This is a genomic window from Halorubrum sp. Atlit-28R (assembly GCF_003665955.1).
In the GTDB taxonomy this organism is placed as follows: domain Archaea; phylum Halobacteriota; class Halobacteria; order Halobacteriales; family Haloferacaceae; genus Halorubrum; species Halorubrum tropicale.
In genome coordinates this window covers 84,049-101,237 of sequence record NZ_QPLS01000002.1, presented here as the reverse complement: position 1 = coordinate 101,237, position 17,189 = coordinate 84,049, and the positions used below count along the sequence as shown (strand labels likewise).

Below are 17,189 nucleotides of genomic sequence, written 5' to 3'. Positions count from 1 at the left end.
CGCTCCGACGATAGGCTACATCCCCTCGTCGAGCAGCTCGCGGGCGACGATGTTCTTCTGGATCTCCGTGGTGCCCTCGTAGATCTGGGTAATCTTCGCGTCGCGGTAGAGCCGCTCGACGTCGTGGTCGTTGACGAAGCCGGCGCCGCCGTGGATCTGAACCGCCTCGTCGGCGACCTCGACCGCGGTCCGGGAGGCGAACTCCTTGGCCATCGACGCGAGCGCGGTGAGGTCGCCGGCCTCGTTGTCGACCGCCCACGCCGAGCGGTAGGTGAGCCAGCGCGCGGCCTCGGTGTTGGTGTGCATCTCCGCGAGCTTGTGTTTGATCGCTTGGAAGTCGGAGATGGAGCGCCCGAACTGCTCGCGCTCCTCGGCGTACTCCAGCGCCCGCTCGGCGGCGCCGCGGGCGATGCCGACGCCCTGCGCGGCGACCGCGGTGCGGGTCTCGTCGAAGAACTGCATGAGCTGTAAAAAGCCCATCCCGCGCTGGCCGATGAGGTTCTCCTCCGGGACGCGCACGTCGTCGAAGCGCAGCTCGGCGGTGTCGCTCGCGCGGATCCCGAGCTTGCCGGTGATCTTGTCGCGGGTGAGCCCGTCGCGGTCGCCCTCGACGAGGATCTGCGAGTAGCCCGAGTAGCGGTCGTCGATGTCCGGGTCCGTCTCGCAGACGACGACGAAGTAGTCCGCGACCGTGCCGTTCGTGATCCACATCTTCGAGCCGTTGATCACCCACTCGTCGCCGTCCTTCTCCGCGCGGGTGGCGACGCTCGTCACGTCCGAGCCCGCCTGCGGCTCCGAGATGGCCGAGCCCATCACCGCGTCGCCCGCGGTCACCTCGGGGAGGACGCGCTCCTTCTGCGCTTCCGTGCCGAACTCCATGAGCGCCTCCGCGCCGAAGCCGGCGCTGGAGATACAGAGCCCGATGCCGGGGTCGGCCGCGAACAGCTCTTCGGTGAGGATGGCGTTCTCCAGCGACGAGTAGCCGATCCCGCCGTACTCGACCGGGACGTGCGGCGCGAGCAGCCCCATGTCGGCCGCCTCGTCCATGACCTCGTGCGGGTACGACTCCTCGACGTCGTATTCGGTCGCGACCGGTCGGATCTCCTCGTGGGCGAACTTCCGGACCTCCTCACGCAGCTGCTTCTGCTCGTCCGTTAGCTGGAACTCCATACGCGGACGATCAGGATCGAGCGTGATAATCGTTAGCGAACGTGGAACAATCTGCGAAGAGTTGTTCGTTTAGGTTCGCAGGGGCACGGAGAGACCGCGGTGACCGACTCGTGCCCGGAGCCGCGTTGCGGGGTCAGCGACCCTCGACGAACGCGGCGATCCGGTCGGTCGCCTCCTTCAGTTCGCGCATCGAGGTGGCGTACGAGACGCGCAGGTGGCCCTCGCCGCCCGCGCCGAAGACGGATCCCGGGACGACGGCGACGCCCTCGGCCTCCAGCAACGCCTCGGCGAACGCCTCGTCGTCGCCGCCGCACTCGGGGAACGCGTAGAACGCGCCCCCCGGTTCGAACGTGTCGAGGCCCATCTCGTTGAACCGGGAGACCACGAGGCGGCGGCGGCGGTTGTACTCCTCGACCATCTCCGCGACCTCGTCGTCGCAGCGGTCCAAGGCCTCGGCCGCGGCGTACTGCGGCGTCGTCGGCGCCGACAGCATCGTGTACTGGTGGATCCGGTTCATCGCGTCGATCGCGTCGGTCGGACCCAGCGCGTACCCGAGGCGGAGCCCGGTCATCGCGTACGCCTTCGAGAACCCGTTGACGACGACGGTGCGCTCGCGCATCCCCGGCTGCGTGGCGATCGAGGCGTGGTCGGTCCCGTAGGTGAGCGCGGCGTATATCTCGTCGGCGACGACGCGGAGGTCCTCGTCCCGACAGAACGCCGCCACCTCGGCGAGCTGTTCGTCGGTCATCGTCGCGCCGGTCGGGTTGTTCGGGTAACAGAGCACGAGCAGGTCGGCCTCGGCGGCGCCCGCGGCCGCCAGCGACTCCCGGGTGAGCGCGAAGTCGTCCGCGGCGCGCGTCGGGACCGTCAGCCGCTCGCCGCCCGCCAGCTCGATCCCCGGGCCGTAGGAGATGTACGTCGGCTCGTGGACCGCGACGGTGTCGCCGGGGTCGACCAGCGCCCGGAAGGCGAGGTCGACCGCCTCGCTCGCGCCGGTCGTGACGAGCACCTCCGACTCGGGCTGGTACGACTGGTCGTAGCGCTCGTGGTGCGCGGCGATCCGCTCGCGGAGCGCGGCCATGCCGCGGTTCGCGGTGTAGGAGGTCTTGCCCCGCTCCAGCGAGTCGATCGCGGCGGTGCGGGCGGCCCACGGCGCCGAGAAGTCGGGCTCGCCGACCCCCAGCGAGATGACGTCGTCGCGCGCCTCCGCGAGCTCGAAGAACTTCCGGATCCCCGACTCCGGGAGGGTGCGCGCGCGGTTCGAGAGCCTCATGGCGACACGGAGAGGCGGTCGTCGTCGTCGCCGTCCTCGAACCGGATCCCGCCGTCCTTGTACGTCTCCATGATGTAGTGGGTCACCGTCTGGGTGACCTCGGGCATCGGCGCGACCTGCTCGGAGATGAACTCGGAGACGTCCTGCATCGTCTCGCCGAGCACCTCGACGGCGAAGTCGTAGTCGCCGGAGACGAGGTGTAAGGCGTCGACCGCGGGGAACTTCGCGATCCGGTCGGCCACCTGTTCGTACCCCGTCTCGCGGTCGAGCTCGACGTTGATCTCGACGACGGCGCGGATCTTCCCCTCCTCGACGCGGTCCCAGTCGACCACGGCTTGGTAGCCGTGGACGACGTTGTCCGCCTCCAGCGCGTCGATCGCGTCCGCTACCGCCGCCGCGTCGAGGCCCGTCTGGGCCGCGATGTCGTCGATGTCCTCGCGGGCGTTCCGCGCCAACACGTCGAGTACCTCGCGCTCGGCGTCCATACCCGACGATCGCGCGGGGGCGGTTTATGAGTAGCGACGGACGCAACACGGGCGAGTCCTGGGGCGGCGCCCGGCGCCGTCACGGCGCGTCCGCTTCCGGCACCCTCACCGCTTTCCGAATGGCACGCGAACCGCCGCCCATGGCTTCAGACACCACCGGCAGGAGCGAGACGTTCGACATCGGCGGCGAGCTCCCGGTCAACCGGCTCGGCTTCGGCGCGATGCGGGTCACCGGCGAGGACATCATCGGGCGCCCCGACGACGAGGAGGCGGCGAAGGCGGTGCTCCGGCGGGCGGTCGACCGCGGCGTCGACTTCGTCGACACCGCCGACTCCTACGGGCCGGGCATCTCCGAGCGGCTGATCGGCGAGGCGCTCGGCGACCCCGACGACGTGGTCGTCGCCTCGAAGGCCGGGCTGCTCCGCAACCGCGAGGGCGAGTGGCTCCCCCACGGCGACCCGGACTTCCTGAAGAATCAGGTGCTGTGTAGCCTCGACCGGCTCGGGACGGACACGATCGACCTCTATCAGTACCACCGTCCGGACCCCGACACCGACTTCGAGGACTCGGTCCACGCGTTCGCGGAGATGAAAGACGCCGGGCAGGTCGCGCACGTCGGCCTCTCGAACGTCACCGTCGAGCAGCTCGAGACGGCGATGGACATCGTCGACGTCGCCACCGTCCAGAACCGCTACAACGTCGGGCACCGCGACGACGAGGACGTGCTGGCCGCCTGCGAGGACCACGGCGTCGGGTTCATCCCGTGGGGCCCGATGTACGCGGTCGACGACGACGAGGCCGGCGACGTGCTCGCCGAGGTCGCCGAGCGCCGGGACGCGACCCCGCAGCAGGTCTCGCTCGCGTGGCTGCTCGACCACTCCGACGTGACGCTGCCGATCCCGGGCACGTCGAGCGTCGAGCACCTCGAATCGAACCTCGGGGCCGCGGACCTGACGCTCACCGACGAGGACCTGGCCGCGCTGAACGCAGTCGACCCGCAGGAGTAGCCGGAAATCGAAAGCGCACCGCCGACGGTGGGCCGACTACTCGTCGAACGGGTTCGTCAGCTCGACCGTCTCCTCGCGGTCCGGGCCGACGCCGACGGCGTAGATCGGGGTGTCGATCTCGTCCGCGACGAACTCGAGGTACTCGCGGGCGGCCTCGGGGAGGGCGTCGTAGCCCGCCTCGGCGACCGCGGCCGAGTCGAACGGCTCCCACGTGTCGAGCGTCTCGTAGATCGGCTCGCACCGCTCCCACCGGTCGGTGGTGGTCGGCACGGTGTCGAGCTCCGTTCCGTCGAGCTCGTAGCCCGTACAGACCTTCAGCTCGTCGAGACCGGCGAGCACGTCGACGTGATTGACGGCGACGCCGGTGAATCCGGAGACGCGCGCGGAGTGCCGGAGCATCGGGAGGTCGAGCCAGCCGATCCGGCGCGGGCGCCCGGTGACGGTGCCGAACTCGCCGCCCTTCTCCCTGATCTCGTCGGCGAGCGCCTCCTCGTCGGCGTCGCCGTCGAGCTCGGTCGGGAGCGGGCCCTCGCCGACGCGCGAGAGGTACGCCTTCACGATCCCGACGACCTCGCCGTCGCCGACGGTCGTGACGCCGACGCCGGAGCCGACCGCGGCGGCGCCGGCCGTCGGGTTCGAGGAGGTGACGAACGGGTAGTTCCCGTGGTCGACGTCGATGTGGGTCCCCTGCGCGCCCTCGAAGACGATCGCGTCGCCCGCCTCGCGGCGGCGGTGGAGGTAGTCGGAGCAGTTGACGGTCATCCCCTCGTCGGCGAGGCGCTCGCCGATCGCGGCGAGCTCCTCGTGGAGCGCGTCGACGTCGAACGCGTCGGCGCGGTCGTCGTCGGCGAGGTCGATCCCGTACACGTCCTCGACGAGCGCGCGCTTCTGCGGGACGACGTAGTCGAGCTTCTCGCGGAGCGCGTCGGGATCGAGCAGGTCCGCGACCCGGATCCCGCGGCGGCCGGCCTTGTCCTCGTAGGTCGGGCCGATGCCGCGCCCGGTCGTGCCGACCTCGTCGCCGGCGTCGTCGTCGGCCTTCACCTCCTCTTCGATGCCGTCGAGCACGCGGTGGTACGGCATGATGACGTGCGCCCGGCGGGCGACGCGCACGTCGGGGTCGAGCCCCCGCTCGCGCAGGTCGTCGATCTCGGTGAACAGCGTGCGCGGGTTGACGACGCAGCCGTTGCCCAAGACTCCGACCGTTCCCCGGACCGCGCCGCTGGGAACCAGGGAGAGCTTGTACTCCGCGCCGCCTTCGACGACGGTGTGGCCGGCGTTGTCGCCGCCCTGATAACGGACTACGACGTCCGCGTCCCCTCCCCACCGGTCGACGAGGGCGCCCTTGCCCTCGTCGCCGAGCTGGGAGCCGACGATGGTGAGTGTCATACGACCTGCCGATTCCCCGCGGGAGGTAAAACAGATTACGGTCTGTGACCGTGAGACTACCACAAACGTGGATCGAAAAGCCCGTATATCAGAGATAATACGCTTGTTCGTGTATTTACTCCCCGCACCGTTCGCGATCGGTGTTATCGTTCGCGTTCGGACCGTGCGTGTTCTCCGCTGCCGCGCCGCGATCGAACACGTTAACTACTCCCACGTAAAAGCGTGCGATCTGAGCGGGCCTCCGCGGCCGTCGACAGCAACTTTTAAACGGGGGCATGACGAGTTAACATGTGCCATGATAGATCGACTAGAGAAGGAGGTAGACATGCTGGAACGTCACCTCCAGGTCCTGCGGATGGTCATCGAAAACGAGCCGATCGGCATCGTGAAGATGTCGAACGAGACCGGCTACCCGCACCACAAGGTCCGGTACTCGCTGCGCGTCCTCGAGGAGGAGAACCTCATCGAGCCGTCCAGTCAGGGCGCCATCACCACGGAGCGCACCCACGAGTTCGTCGACGAGCTCGACGAGAAGCTCGACGAGACCGTCGATAAGCTCGGGTCCATGCGGATCGACGACGCCGCCGAGCTCGAGAACTGATCGGAACTTCGATTTCGCCCGCCGACGCACCTGCCGCGTTTCCGTTCTCCGCGAGCTACTCCCGACGCTTTCCCCGCATCTACAGGTCGGGGACCGTCATGTGGAACCCGCCGTCGCGCGCCTCCACGAGACACAGGTGATACCCCTGCTTGCGCGAGAGCTTCACGAAGCTCGCGCGCTTCGACCGGCTGAACAGGCCCCCGCCGACCGCGTCGCTCGCTGTCTCTAGGGCCCCCGGCTCGAAGAAGCTCTCCGTCACCGCGAACGCCCCCGCGAACGTCTCGTTCGACGCCGCGATGTCGCGCCCGTTCTCGACGAGCGACTCCAGCGTCCCCTCCGCGGTCGGGTCCCGGCTGTCGTTCAGGTCCGCGACGAACAGCGGGTGGCCCATCCGGTCGCGCAACACGAGGTCGAACGCCCGCTGCTCGCGGGTCTCCTCGCCCCCCTCCCGAATCGCGATCGACACCGTCCCGCCGATCTCGGCGCGGTCGATCTCGGGGAGCGCGTCGTAGAGGTCGCGGAGCGTCCCCTCGTTGCCGGTGCCGCGGACCTCGAACGGGAGGTCTTCGACGAGCCAGCGGGTGAACCCGTACTCGATGGTGTCTTGGAGGAACTCCTCGAACGGTCGGCCGTCGACCGCGAGGCCGTCGGTCTCGAAGCTCGTGTGGTGTTCGACCCGGAGGTTCTCGCGGAGCGCCTCCCGGTCGGCGGCGCCCTCGTGGGCGTCGGCGAGCGTCGCGCCCTCCTTCGAGTCGTACCTGATGAACAGGTTGGTCCCCTCGCGCGCCTCGCCCGGCGTGAGCGTCCGCTCCGCCTCCGGGAGCCGCTCCCTGGCGTTCGAGAGCTCGTCCCGGAGCCGGTCGCGCTCCTCGCGGAGGTCCTCGACCTCGGACTCGAGCCGGTCGACCGCCTCGGCCAGCTCGTCGCGCTCCGACTCGATCTCGTCGCGCTCGGCCGCCAGGCGGTCGCGCTCGTCGGCGAGCGACTGTCGCTCCGTCTCCGTCTCCTCCAAGGCCGCCTCGAGCTTCCGCACCCGCTCGGGGTCGGCGTCGGCCGCCGCCTCGCGCTTCGACACCGCCGACGGGTTTGACGACGGCGTCTCGGTGGCGCGCGGCGAGGGCGAGCCGCCGTTCGCGTCCGATCCGCTCCGCCCGGTCCGGGCGCGGTCGTTCGCCGAACGGGAGCGCTGCGACGACGCCCCGCGCCGCCCCCCGCCGGAACGCGGCTCGCCGCCGGCCTCGGAGGGGTCGAGCGCCGGGATCGACTTCTGTTCACGCCACTCGGCCTCCTCGGAGAACACGTCGTCGGAGTCCGGGGCGTCGCCGTCCGCTGCGCCCGCGTCCGACGCGGCCGCGCCGTCGGAATCGGCCGGCGCCCGTCCCGTCCGGTCGGCGCCCGCCGCGCCGTCGGCGTCGCGGCCGTCCGAGTCGGCGTCACCGATCCGGACGGCGTCGGACGCCGGCCTGTCCGTCTCGTCGGAACCGTCGCTCGGGTCCGCGCCGTCGCGGTCGCTCTCCGCGGTGCGCACGTCGACGCCGGTCGGTTCGTCCGAGCGGTTCGTCGGAGACGGCCCGTCTCCCCGCCCGGCGCCGTCGCCCGGCTCGTCGGGGGCCCCGGGTCGGTCGTCGGTCTCGTCGGCCTCGGGGGCGGCCCCGGGGCTCGCCGGCTCGTCGGTCGATTCGTCGGCCTCGTCGCTCGCCGCGTCGGATCCGCCGGCCGCGGTCGGGTCGGCTGCCGCGCCGGACTCGCCCGCCTCGTCGCCGTCCGGGAGCGGCCGGACGTCGAGGTCGACCTCGTACACCGTGTAGATCCCGACCTCGTCGGCGGCGAGGTCGAACGCGTCGTCGCCCGTCTCCAGCCGCCGGGCGTTGCCGACGTACGCCGCCGCCATCGACTCGCCGCCGGTGTAGGCGACGTAGTAGTCGCCGGAGAGGACGTTCTCCGAGAGCTCGATGTACCCGGTGAATCCCCCCTGCGAGAGCTTGCGGTCGGCCTCGTCCAGCGGCGTGTCCTTGGTGTAGTACTTCGCCCGCGGCTCGCCGCCGAGCTCCTGCATGGCGAAGAGCACGGGGAGCGCGTCGTCCGGGGCCCGATAGACGGTCCCGGAGGCCTCGGCGAAGGCGTCGAGCGCCGCGTCGACGACGCCGACGACGCGCCCGTCGACGAGGAACAGCCATCCGGTCCCGTCGGTCGCCGCCCCCGAGAACCCGTCGTCGACGACCCGCCGGAGCCCCGCGAACCCGTCGGAGAACGAGCGGTCGTCCCACTCGGCGATCGCTTCCCGTCGCTGTGCGTCCATCCTTGCGTTTACGTCGCCAACACCGACTCAAATACCTTCCGGAGCGTGAGACGGCCGTCTGACGCCGCGCGCGGCGGACCGAACCGCTCGACCGCGGGCCGGACGTCTCGGCGCCACGCCCGGCCCGGTCAGTCCGTGCCGACGGCGGCGATAGCCTCGCGGCCGAGGTCGACGACGTCGTCCGGAAGGTCGCTCGCCGCCAACTCCGCGGCGGTGTACCAGCGCCAGCACGCCGGGTCCACCTCGTCGTCGCCGTCGGGGGCGATCTCCCGCGAGTCGACGCGGGCGTAGTAGAGGTGGTCGACGTGCTGGTGCCCCACTGACCCGTCCTCGTGGACGTTGATGTCGTGGAGCATGAGGTGGGCCGGCTCCGGGAGCCCTCGGGTGTTCGGGCCCGTGATCGCCGACTCCGTCGCGACCAGCTCGGGGGTCAGCCCCGTCTCCTCGCGGACCTCGCGCCGCGCGGCCTCGTGCGGCAGCTCGTCGCGGTCGACGTGGCCCCCGGGCGGCAGCGTGATCCCCAGCCGCTCGTGCTCGTGAAGGGCGGTCGCCCCGTCGTTGACGATGTAGGTCGTCGCCGTGAAGTGGCGAGTCGTCTCCATGGTCCCGGGTGGCGGCGCGTCGCCTTCGCGGTTTCGGCTCCCGGCGGGATGGGGACTCCGCTCGGGCGACGCGAACGCCTTTGGGGGTCCGGCGTGACCGCGTGATATGCCACCGATCAACGCGGACGACCTGTCGTGGACGACGACCGACGCGGACGACGCCGCGTGGCGACGGAAGCGGCCGGACGCCGCGGCGGGCGGCGCGGACCTCGGCCGTAGCCTCTACGAGCTGCCGCCCGGCGGCGACGCCGAACGGTCGCTGTCGGGGGACTATATGATCGGCGGCGACGCGGAGTAATGGGACGGCGAAGAAAGCGAGTGAACCGGCGAGCGACCTCCGAACGCGGTGACGGGCGGCCGCGCAGCGGCGGCGTCAGTTCAGCGCGACCGAGTCCTCGGCCTCGAGGAGCTCGTGGTAACGGTTCCGGATGGTGACCTCGCTGATGTTCGCGACCTCGCTGACCTCGCTCTGGGTCACCTTCTCGTTGACGAGCAGCGAGGCGGCGTAGACGGCGGCCGCGGCGAGCCCGACCGGCGACTTGCCGGAGTGGATCCCCTGTTCCTTCGCCGTGTCGAGCAGGCTGCGGGCCCGGCGCTCGGCCTCGTCGGAGAGGCCGAGGTCGGAGGCGAACCGGGGCACGTAGCTCTCGGGGTCGGCGGGCTGGATCTCCAGCTTGAGCTCGCGGACGACGTAGCGGTACGTCCGGGCGATCTCGTCCTTCTCGACCCGGGAGACCCCCGCGATCTCGTCGAGGCTTCGCGGCGTCCCCGCCTGCCGGGCGGCGGCGTACAGCGAGGCCGTCGAGACGCCCTCGATGGAGCGCCCGGGCAACAGGTCCTCGTCGAGCGCGCGGCGGTAGATGACCGACGCGGTCTCGCGGACGTTGTCCGGGAGCCCGAGCGCGCTCGCCATCCGGTCGATCTCGCCGAGCGCCTGCTTGAGGTTGCGCTCCTTGGAGTCGCGGGTGCGGAAGCGCTCGTTCCACGTCCGCAGCCGCTGCATCTTCTCGCGCTGGCGGCTGGACAGCGACTTGCCGTAGGCGTCTTTGTCCTGCCAGCCGATGTTCGTCGAGAGCCCCTTGTCGTGCATCATGTTCGTCGTCGGGGCGCCGACGCGCGACTTGTTGTCCTTCTCTTTGGAGTCGAACGCGCGCCACTCCGGCCCGCGGTCGATCTCGTCCTCCTCGACGACGAGCCCGCAGTCGACGCAGACGGTCTCGCCGTGTTCCGTGTCGGTCGCTAACTGCCCGCCGCACTCGGGGCACCGCAGCTCCTCGTCCTCGGTTGCCGACTCGGTCTGGCTCTCGTCGTCGACGGTCTCGGTCGTGTACGTTCGCAGGTTCTCGCTCATTGGTTTGGTGCGTGGAGGGAACAACGAAACCGAGAGACGGGTCTCGGTGTTTTCCTCACCTTCGGGTAAGTGACCGACGCACTTAAATGTTCGCGTATCTGACGGCGCGAGGACACGGCCGAAAACGGCGTGTAGAACCCTGTACAATTCGGAATTCTCGACGGGACCGACTGACCCGCGCTGGAAGCGCGATCGACGGCGCGAACGCGGGAGTTGGTATAAAGGCGTTTCGCGCCGGACGGGGCGGCGTTCGAGGCCGCCGGCCCGCCGGTCACTCCCCGGTCGCGGCGGCCGCGACGGCGCCGGCGAGGGAGCCGAGGATCACGGCCAGCCCGGTCACCAGCGCGACGCTCGAGGCGAGGTCGGGGCCGGCGGCGACGCCGGCCGCCTCCGAGGCCGGGATCCCGTCGGCGTCGGAGATTGGTACCCGCCCGTCGGACGCGTGGCGCGTGAGCGGCACGCGGGAGAGCGCCCGCAGCGCGAGCATCGCCGGGAGGTACCCGAGCGCCGTGCCTGCGCCGGTCACGGCGCCGGCGAGCGTGTCGGCGACGCCGAGGTATCGGACGGCGGCCGCGCCGCCGAGGGCGACGACGAGCGGGACGGCCCGGAGCGGCCACAGCGCGGCGTCGGCCTGTATCAGCGGGCGCCCGAAGACGACGAGGTCCGACAGCCCGGGACCCGTCCGCGTCCGGACCCAGTGCGCGTCGAAGAGGAACCAGATCGACCCCTCGACCGCCGAGACCGGTCCCCCGACCATCCACCGGGCGACCGCCGAGTCCCCCGGCGACACGCCGGCGACCGCGAGTCCGACCCGCGTGAGCCCGAGTCCGAGCAGCGCCGCGCCGGCCCCGCAGGCGGCGGCGACGGGGAACCACCCCGCCGGGAGCGACACCAGCGAGCCGACCGTCGTTCTGCCGTCGGTCGCCATCTCGCTCCGGCGTTCCCGAGCGAGCGGGATATGTCTTCTCACGGGCCGCGGGCGGAGCGGCGATCGGTTCCGCGAGGACAACCGCTTTGGGCGTCGCGCGAGCACCACGCCTATGAACCGAACGCGGCTCGACGACCGCCTCGCGGACCTCGACACCGACGGCTACCTCCTCGACGCCTCGCAGGAGGACGCCAACCAGCTGTACCTCTCCGGGTTCACCGGCCCCGACCCGTTCCTCACCCTCTACGCCGACGGCGAGGTCCACGTCCTCGTCAGCGGGCTGGAGTACGGCCGGGCGACGACGGAGGCGGCGGCCGACACCGTCGAACGCCACGCCGACTACGACTACGAGTACGGCGGGCGCGAGGAGCGCAACGACATGTACGCGGCGTTCGTCCGCGACAAGGGCGTCGAGTCCGTCTCGATGCCGCCGCGCGGCCCGGTCGGTACCGCGGACGCCCTCCGCGACCGCGGGATCGAGGTCGCGGTCGACGCCGACGACCGGCTCCAAGCGGTCCGCGCCGTGAAGACCGACGACGAGGTCGACGCGATCCGCGACGCGCAGAAGGCGAACGAGGCCGCGATGCGGGCCGCCGAGGAGCTGATCGCCGGCGCCGACGTGGCGGGCGAGGGTGACGACGCGGAGGCGGGCGTCCTCCTCCGCGACGGCGAGCCGCTCACCAGCGAGCGCGTGACCGAGGAGATAGAGGTGACGCTGCTGCGCCACGGCTGCGCGCTCGACGAGACGATCGTCGCCGGCGGCGCGCAGGCCGCCGACCCGCACGACCGCGGCTCCGGCCCGCTCCGCGCGGACGAGGCGATCATCGTCGACATCTTCCCGCGCTCGAAGGCGTCGAAGTACAACGCCGACATGACGCGGACGTTCTGCGTCGGCGAGCCGAGCGAGACCCTCCGCGAGTGGTACGACCTCACCGAGCGCGCGCTGGGCGCCGCGCTGGACGCGGTCGAGCCGGGCGCCACGGGCGAGGAGGTCCACGCCGCCGCCTGCGAGGTGTACGAGGAGGCCGGCGAGCCGACGTTCCGCACGGACCCCGAGACCGAGACCGGGTTCATTCACTCGACCGGGCACGGGATCGGCCTCGACGTCCACGAGTCGCCGCGGCTCGCGAGCGGTGGCGAGGAGCTGGAGCCGGGCCACGTGATCACCGTCGAGCCCGGCCTCTACGACCCCGCTGTCGGCGGCGTCCGGATCGAGGACCTCGTCGTCGTCACCGAGGACGGGTACGAGAACCTCACCGACTACCCGATCGAGTTCGTCGCGGAGTGAACCGTTGCGGGGCGCCGGGGGGCGTCCCGGACCGCCGTCGGCGTCGCGCGACATCCGGCCCGTCTGACCGCGATCGGAAGCCGCTTTGACCCGTACCCGGTACGGCGACCGTGAACTGGCGGTACGAACACACGGCGCTCGCGCTCTGTACGCTCGCGTTCACCGGGACGATGGTGGCGCGGCTCGTCGTGAGCCCGCTCGTCCCGGAGATCACTGCCCGGTTCGGCGTGACGAACGGCACGGTCGGGCTCGCCTTGAGCGGGATGTGGCTCACCTACGCGCTGGCGCAGTTCCCCTCCGGCGTCCTCGGCGACCGCTACGGCGAGCGCCGCGTCATCCTCGCCGCCGTCGGCGCCACCGCGGTCGCCTCCGTCCTCCTCGCCGCGTCGCCCTCGATGCTCGCCTTCGGGCTGTTCGCGGCCGCGCTCGGCGTCGGCGCGGGCCTCCACTACTCGGTCGCGACGACGTTCCTCACCCGGCAGTTCGACGACACGGGCCGCGCCATCGGCGTCCACGTCGCCGGCGGCCCGCTCGCGGGGCTCGCCGCGCCGCCCGCCGCCGCGCTCGTCGGGTCGCGGTACGGCTGGCGAGCCGGCGTGCTCCTCGGCGCCGCGGTGGCGGTCCCCGTCTTCGTCCTGTTCGCGTGGCGGGTCCGACCGACCGAACCCCTCCGGCCGGACCAGCCGATCGGCGAGCGGTTCGCCGTCGGCCCGCTCGTCGAACTGCTCTCGCGGCCGCGGATCCTCTACACGACCGCGCTCGCGACGATGGGGGCGTTCACGTGGCAGGCGACCGCCTCGTTCCTCCCGACGTTCCTCGAGGTCGGGACCGGCCTGTCGAGCGCGCTGTCGGCGCTGCTGTTCTCCGCGTACTTCCTCGTCCACGGCGGCACCCAGCCGGTGACCGGCTCGGTGTCCGACCGGATCGGACGCGACGCCACGGCGATGGTGACGATGGGCGCCGGCGTCGTCGGTTACGGGGCCCTCGCCGCGGCCGCGACGCTCGACCTGGGCCTCCTCGTGTCGGTCCCGGCCGTTGGCCTCGTCGGCCTCGCGATGTCGTGGGGCGCGCCGATCCAGTCGCGGTTCATGGACCTGCTGTCCGACGCCGAGCGGGGCGCCGGCTTCGGACTCGTCCGGACCGCCTACATGGTGACGGGCGCCACCGGCAGCGTCGTCGTCGGCGCCGTCTCGGACGCCGCCGGGTGGCCCGTCGCGTTCGGGCTGCTCGCGGGCGTGATGGCGCTGGGGCTGGCGACGCTGTCGGCGAACCGGCTGCTCGGGACGAAGTACTGAGCCGGAGAAAGGCGAGTCGCGAGAGCCCCGTGCCGCCTCAGAGGCGGTCGTCCTCGATGCTGCCCGGGTCCTCCGCGGTGTCGAACATGTTGTTCTCGGCGCCGTCGAGCATCTCGTCGCGGGGCTCCTCGTCGACCACGCTCACGTTGTACGCCTCGATACCGGACGCGATCAGGTCCTCCGCGGCCTGCTCTTCGGAGACGAACTCCTCGTCCGCCAGCTGCTGAAACTCCGCGTACACGTCGTCCGAGAGGTTCAGCTCGAAAGTGGGCATACCCCTCGTTCCGACCGGACGCTTTTAAATCGTTCCCTCGTTGCGTGGCGCGTCTACGGAGGGGGATCACAGCGACCGACGGCGGCGAGACGGTGATCGAGGCGGCCGACGGCGGCCGTCGTATCGTCCGCGACGCCGTCGACAGCGCTCAGGCAGAGGCGCGGGACCTGCGCTCGGAAGCGGACGAGAGCGGCTGAGGGCCGACCGGCCGCGACGGCCCGAACATCTGCGGGGTCAAGGGTACCCCGACGGGGTGACTGGATTCGCGTATGCCCGGCTTCCCGTCGCCCTTCGGCGCCGACGACGAGGACCTGTTCGACGGCTACGACGAGTTCGTCGCGGGGAGCATCCCGCGCCCGGGCGGGTTCCTCGACGGCCACGACGTGCTCACGGGGGCGGACCACCTCGCGTTCCACCGGCTCACCCGCGAGTGCTTCGAGGAGCGGACCGTGTACGACACGACGTTCGACTACAACCTCGCCCGGCTGAACCTCGACACGCGCCACGGTGACGCCGGGTTCCGCTACGCCGTCGAGCGCGGCGACGCGCCGGACGCCGTCGCCGGGAGCGAGGTCGACCGGGTCCTCCGCGCGGAGTTCACCCCGACGACCGCGTTCTGCCCGCAGACGCACACGCTGACGGTCGGGGCCTTCCGCGCGTGGAACGGGCTCGCCGACCGACACGAGTACGACCTCGTCCGGGTCCGCGCCGCCGCGTCGCACAACCAGAGCGAGGCGGTGAACGGCCGGCTCGCGGCGCTGGAGGAGGCGTACCTCGAAACGGGCGACGTGGGGGTCGATCCGGAGGAGGGGGTCGGGGTCGAGTCGACGCCGATGAGCGGGACGAAGGGGTCGGGCGCCGGGGGACGCTCGACGGACGCGCCGTTCTGAGCGCCCGTCGCGGGGCCGGTTACAGGTCCCGCCAGGCGCCGAGGAACCGCTGGACCGCGGTGAGGTGGCCGACCGCGGCGAACAGCGCGAGCAGCAGGCCGACGACGTTCAGTCCGGCGACGATCGGCGCGGAGTAGACCGCGGCGACCACGCCGACGATCCCGGCGAGCGCGAGGCGGTCGGCCCGGCCGAGGAGCCCGCCGTACTCGCGGCCGATGCCGACCGCCTGGATCTGCGTGCCGAGGTACGAGGTGAGGAGGACGCCCGTGACCGCGGCGAAGCCGAGCGCGTACGCCTCGACGCCCGCCGTGAGCCCGGCGATGATCGCCACGTCGGCGTAGCGGTCGAGGACGTGGTCGAGGAAGTCGCCGCCGTCGGAGGCGACGCCCTGGTGCCGCGCGAGCGCGCCGTCGACGACGTCGAGCCAGCCGTTGAGGAGGACGAGCAGCGCGCCGGTCGCGTACAGGGGCGCCGACCCGAGGGCGAAGGCGGCGGCGGCCCCCACCGCGACGAGGAAGGCGATCACGCTCACCTGGTCGGGCGAGAGGCCGAGCCTGTCGGCCGCCGACACCCACGGGCCGAGCAGGCGGTCCGCCACCGAGCGGTACTGGTCGAGGGTCATCTACCGTCTCGACGCTCGCGGCCGGCTCATATATAATCGATGAAGTCCACGGTGCCGGCGCTCGGCTCGCGCTCGCCCTCGACCGCCGCGCGGATCGCGTCGGCGACCGCCGCGGGCTCGCGGTCGGTCGCGTCGACCTCGTAGACGTTCTCCGCGCCGTGTTCCGCCACGGCCTCGGAGAGGATCACGTCGAGCGCCTCGCTCTCCGCGTTTTCGGCGGCCGTCTCCGACGACTCGCCGCGCTCGGCGAGGCGGGACTCGATCGCCTCCGGGCGACAGCGCAACACGACGACGCGGTCGACGTCGAACCGGTGCGCGAGGTGGGAGTCGAGGACGCCGGTCCAGTCGCCGAGGTGATCGCGGACCGCGTCGAGGTCGGCGACGAGCGTGTCGCGGTCGGCGTCGCGCTCGGTCCAGAGGTCGTCGTCCGACGTGATCCGCTCGTTGAGGTGGATCACGTCGTACTCGTCCTCTAAGAGCGCCGTCGCGGTCGACTTGCCGGTTCCGGGGGTGCCCGTGACGGCGACGCGGTCGGCCCGGCCGCGGTCGGTTCTCTCCTCCGCGTCGGCCCGCGCCGCGGCCTCAGCGTCGTCGCTCACGCGCTGACACCGAGTTCGAGGTCCGCCAGCGTCTCGTTGAGGAGGGCGACCGCCTCGCGGGTCTCCTCGCGCGTCCCCGTGGAGACGCGGACGTGCTCCGGGAGGCCGAACGAGGTGCAGTCGCGGACGATGACGCCGCGCTCCTGAGCGGCCTCGGCGACGCGCTCGCCGTCGCCGACCGCGGCGAGGACGAAGTTCCCCGCGGAGTCGACGGTGGGCGCGTCGAGCTCGTCCGCGATGTACTCGCGGGCCCAGCGCGCGGACTCGACGGACTTCTCGACGTGCCCCTCGTCGTCGAGCGCGGCGAGCGCGGCGCGGCAGGCCAGCTCGTTGGCCGCGAACGGCGTGTTGACGCGGGCGTACGCCTCGCCCCACGCCTCCGGGACGACGCCGTAGCCGATCCGGAGCCCGGCGAGGCCGTACGCCTTCGAGAAGGTGCGGAGGACCGCCACGTCGTCGCGCTCGTCGGCGAGCGGGATCGCGCTGTCCACGTCGGCGAACTCCCCGTACGCCTCGTCGACGACGACGAGCGTCTCCTCGGCGGTCGCGTCGGCGACCGCCTCGACCTCGTCCAGCGGGATCGTCGAGCCGGAGGGGTTGTGCGGCGAGGTGAGGTAGACGATCCGCTCGCCGCCGTAGGCGGACAGCACCGTCTCGGCGTCCTGCGCGAACCCGTCGGCCGGGGAGAGCTCGTACTCCGTCACCTCGCCGTGGTGGTACCGCGAGGACATCGCGTAGTAGGCGAAGCCGGGGCTCGGCACCAGCACCTCGTCGCCGGGCTCTAAGGCGGCCCGCGAGAGGTAGTCGATCGAGCCGTCGGCGCCGGGCGACACCCACACCTGCCCGTCGTCGACGCCCCACTTCTCGGCGATCCGTGCGGTGAGGTCCGTGTGCGAGGACTTCGGGTACTGGTTCACGCGGTCGGCGTGCTCGCGGATCGCCTCGACGGCCGCCGGGCTCGGCCCGTGCGGGTTCTCGTTCGAGGAGAGCTTGATGAGGTCGTCGGGGTCGAGCCCGCGATCGCGGGCGACCTCCTCGACGCCCCGCCCGGGCACGTACGGCGAGTGATCGGAGAGATCCCGTGGTTCCATGTCACCGGGTCGGGGACCGGCGGGC

Annotated in this window: 19 protein-coding genes; 7 read left to right on the top strand and 12 right to left on the bottom strand. The window is 71.7% G+C overall.

Going from position 1 to position 17,189, the window contains the following annotated elements:
* Positions 1–15 precede the first annotated feature (15 nt).
* The 3 genes from DVK06_RS04040 to DVK06_RS04030 form a co-directional block, all read right to left on the bottom strand.
* A complete protein-coding gene (locus DVK06_RS04040) occupies positions 16–1,170 on the bottom strand; it encodes an acyl-CoA dehydrogenase family protein (RefSeq protein ID WP_121599386.1) in 1,155 nt (384 codons plus the stop codon).
* Between the two features lie 133 nt (positions 1,171–1,303).
* Positions 1,304–2,443: a pyridoxal phosphate-dependent aminotransferase gene (locus tag DVK06_RS04035; RefSeq protein ID WP_121599385.1), complete on the bottom strand. Its 1,140-nt coding sequence runs from the start codon at positions 2,441–2,443 to the stop codon at positions 1,304–1,306.
* Positions 2,440–2,928: an Lrp/AsnC family transcriptional regulator gene (locus tag DVK06_RS04030; protein ID WP_053771215.1), complete on the bottom strand. Its 489-nt coding sequence runs from the start codon at positions 2,926–2,928 to the stop codon at positions 2,440–2,442. The genes DVK06_RS04035 and DVK06_RS04030 overlap by 4 nt, the downstream gene beginning before the upstream one ends.
* Positions 2,929–3,068: 140 nt before the next feature.
* Between DVK06_RS04030 and DVK06_RS04025 the strand changes: the two genes are divergently transcribed.
* Positions 3,069–3,935 carry an aldo/keto reductase gene (locus tag DVK06_RS04025; protein ID WP_121599384.1) on the top strand — a complete coding sequence of 289 codons (867 nt, stop codon included), beginning with the start codon at positions 3,069–3,071 and terminating at the stop codon, positions 3,933–3,935.
* A gap of 36 nt (positions 3,936–3,971) precedes the next feature.
* Here DVK06_RS04025 and DVK06_RS04020 read toward each other — a convergent pair whose 3' ends face one another.
* Positions 3,972–5,324 (bottom strand): adenylosuccinate synthase, encoded by a 1,353-nt coding sequence (locus DVK06_RS04020; protein WP_121599383.1) that lies wholly within the window; start codon positions 5,322–5,324, stop codon positions 3,972–3,974.
* 295 nt (positions 5,325–5,619) lie between these two features.
* On the opposite strand from DVK06_RS04020, the gene DVK06_RS04015 reads away from it, so the two are divergent.
* The gene (locus tag DVK06_RS04015; protein WP_004045854.1) at positions 5,620–5,925 is read left to right on the top strand and encodes a hypothetical protein; all 306 of its coding nucleotides are present in this window, start codon (positions 5,620–5,622) and stop codon (positions 5,923–5,925) included.
* A 79-nt stretch (positions 5,926–6,004) separates the two neighbouring features.
* Here the strand turns inward: DVK06_RS04015 and DVK06_RS04010 are convergent, their stop codons facing one another.
* Both DVK06_RS04010 and DVK06_RS04005 read right to left on the bottom strand, forming a co-directional pair.
* Complete coding sequence (locus DVK06_RS04010; RefSeq protein ID WP_121599382.1) at positions 6,005–8,224, bottom strand: hypothetical protein; 2,220 nt, start codon at positions 8,222–8,224, stop codon at positions 6,005–6,007.
* Positions 8,225–8,352: 128 nt separating this feature from the next.
* A complete protein-coding gene (locus DVK06_RS04005; RefSeq protein WP_121599381.1) occupies positions 8,353–8,826 on the bottom strand; it encodes an NUDIX hydrolase in 474 nt (157 codons plus the stop codon).
* A gap of 106 nt (positions 8,827–8,932) precedes the next feature.
* On the opposite strand from DVK06_RS04005, the gene DVK06_RS04000 reads away from it, so the two are divergent.
* Positions 8,933–9,124 carry a hypothetical protein gene (locus DVK06_RS04000; protein ID WP_121599380.1) on the top strand — a complete coding sequence of 64 codons (192 nt, stop codon included), beginning with the start codon at positions 8,933–8,935 and terminating at the stop codon, positions 9,122–9,124.
* A gap of 75 nt (positions 9,125–9,199) precedes the next feature.
* On the opposite strand, the gene DVK06_RS03995 is transcribed toward DVK06_RS04000, so the two are convergent.
* The gene (locus DVK06_RS03995) at positions 9,200–10,177 is read right to left on the bottom strand and encodes a transcription initiation factor IIB family protein (protein ID WP_121599379.1); all 978 of its coding nucleotides are present in this window, start codon (positions 10,175–10,177) and stop codon (positions 9,200–9,202) included.
* A gap of 271 nt (positions 10,178–10,448) precedes the next feature.
* A complete protein-coding gene (locus DVK06_RS03990) occupies positions 10,449–11,105 on the bottom strand; it encodes a hypothetical protein (protein ID WP_121599378.1) in 657 nt (218 codons plus the stop codon).
* A gap of 112 nt (positions 11,106–11,217) precedes the next feature.
* Between DVK06_RS03990 and DVK06_RS03985 the strand changes: the two genes are divergently transcribed.
* Positions 11,218–12,393: a Xaa-Pro peptidase family protein gene (locus DVK06_RS03985; protein ID WP_121599377.1), complete on the top strand. Its 1,176-nt coding sequence runs from the start codon at positions 11,218–11,220 to the stop codon at positions 12,391–12,393.
* A gap of 110 nt (positions 12,394–12,503) precedes the next feature.
* Positions 12,504–13,688 carry an MFS transporter gene (locus DVK06_RS03980; protein WP_053771205.1) on the top strand — a complete coding sequence of 395 codons (1,185 nt, stop codon included), beginning with the start codon at positions 12,504–12,506 and terminating at the stop codon, positions 13,686–13,688.
* A gap of 37 nt (positions 13,689–13,725) precedes the next feature.
* On the opposite strand, the gene DVK06_RS03975 is transcribed toward DVK06_RS03980, so the two are convergent.
* Complete coding sequence (locus DVK06_RS03975) at positions 13,726–13,962, bottom strand: hypothetical protein (protein ID WP_053771204.1); 237 nt, start codon at positions 13,960–13,962, stop codon at positions 13,726–13,728.
* A gap of 44 nt (positions 13,963–14,006) precedes the next feature.
* On the opposite strand from DVK06_RS03975, the gene DVK06_RS18615 reads away from it, so the two are divergent.
* Both DVK06_RS18615 and DVK06_RS03970 read left to right on the top strand, forming a co-directional pair.
* Positions 14,007–14,159, top strand: a complete 153-nt coding sequence (locus DVK06_RS18615; protein ID WP_158295139.1) for a hypothetical protein — start codon at positions 14,007–14,009, stop codon at positions 14,157–14,159.
* Positions 14,160–14,231: 72 nt separating this feature from the next.
* A complete protein-coding gene (locus DVK06_RS03970; RefSeq protein ID WP_121599376.1) occupies positions 14,232–14,852 on the top strand; it encodes a hypothetical protein in 621 nt (206 codons plus the stop codon).
* Positions 14,853–14,871: 19 nt separating this feature from the next.
* Here DVK06_RS03970 and DVK06_RS03965 read toward each other — a convergent pair whose 3' ends face one another.
* Genes DVK06_RS03965 through hisC form a run of 3 tightly spaced genes read right to left on the bottom strand, consistent with a single transcriptional unit; the run spans position 14,872 to position 17,164 of the window.
* On the bottom strand, positions 14,872–15,474 hold the full coding sequence (locus DVK06_RS03965; protein WP_053771203.1) for a CDP-alcohol phosphatidyltransferase family protein: 603 nt from the start codon (positions 15,472–15,474) through the stop codon (positions 14,872–14,874).
* A 26-nt stretch (positions 15,475–15,500) separates the two neighbouring features.
* Positions 15,501–16,073, bottom strand: a complete 573-nt coding sequence (locus DVK06_RS03960; protein ID WP_121599375.1) for an adenylate kinase family protein — start codon at positions 16,071–16,073, stop codon at positions 15,501–15,503.
* Positions 16,070–17,164, bottom strand: coding sequence for a histidinol-phosphate transaminase (gene hisC, locus DVK06_RS03955; protein WP_121599374.1), 1,095 nt, complete (start codon positions 17,162–17,164; stop codon positions 16,070–16,072). Before hisC ends, DVK06_RS03960 begins: the two co-directional genes overlap by 4 nt.
* Between the last annotated feature and the right edge of the window lie 25 nt (positions 17,165–17,189).

Bases quoted from the DNA above. Each gene is read 5' to 3' on its own strand.
- DVK06_RS04040 (WP_121599386.1), bottom strand. From the start codon at position 1,170: ATGGAGTTCCAGCTAACGGACGAGCAGAAGCAGCTGCGTGAGGAGGTC.
- DVK06_RS04035 (WP_121599385.1), bottom strand. From the start codon at position 2,443: ATGAGGCTCTCGAACCGCGCGCGCACCCTCCCGGAGTCGGGGATCCGG.
- DVK06_RS04030 (WP_053771215.1), bottom strand. From the start codon at position 2,928: ATGGACGCCGAGCGCGAGGTACTCGACGTGTTGGCGCGGAACGCCCGC.
- DVK06_RS04025 (WP_121599384.1), top strand. From the start codon at position 3,069: ATGGCTTCAGACACCACCGGCAGGAGCGAGACGTTCGACATCGGCGGC.
- DVK06_RS04020 (WP_121599383.1), bottom strand. From the start codon at position 5,324: ATGACACTCACCATCGTCGGCTCCCAGCTCGGCGACGAGGGCAAGGGC.
- DVK06_RS04015 (WP_004045854.1), top strand. From the start codon at position 5,620: ATGATAGATCGACTAGAGAAGGAGGTAGACATGCTGGAACGTCACCTC.
- DVK06_RS04010 (WP_121599382.1), bottom strand. From the start codon at position 8,224: ATGGACGCACAGCGACGGGAAGCGATCGCCGAGTGGGACGACCGCTCG.
- DVK06_RS04005 (WP_121599381.1), bottom strand. From the start codon at position 8,826: ATGGAGACGACTCGCCACTTCACGGCGACGACCTACATCGTCAACGAC.
- DVK06_RS04000 (WP_121599380.1), top strand. From the start codon at position 8,933: ATGCCACCGATCAACGCGGACGACCTGTCGTGGACGACGACCGACGCG.
- DVK06_RS03995 (WP_121599379.1), bottom strand. From the start codon at position 10,177: ATGAGCGAGAACCTGCGAACGTACACGACCGAGACCGTCGACGACGAG.
- DVK06_RS03990 (WP_121599378.1), bottom strand. From the start codon at position 11,105: ATGGCGACCGACGGCAGAACGACGGTCGGCTCGCTGGTGTCGCTCCCG.
- DVK06_RS03985 (WP_121599377.1), top strand. From the start codon at position 11,218: ATGAACCGAACGCGGCTCGACGACCGCCTCGCGGACCTCGACACCGAC.
- DVK06_RS03975 (WP_053771204.1), bottom strand. From the start codon at position 13,962: ATGCCCACTTTCGAGCTGAACCTCTCGGACGACGTGTACGCGGAGTTT.
- DVK06_RS03970 (WP_121599376.1), top strand. From the start codon at position 14,232: ATGCCCGGCTTCCCGTCGCCCTTCGGCGCCGACGACGAGGACCTGTTC.
- DVK06_RS03965 (WP_053771203.1), bottom strand. From the start codon at position 15,474: ATGACCCTCGACCAGTACCGCTCGGTGGCGGACCGCCTGCTCGGCCCG.
- hisC (WP_121599374.1), bottom strand. From the start codon at position 17,164: ATGGAACCACGGGATCTCTCCGATCACTCGCCGTACGTGCCCGGGCGG.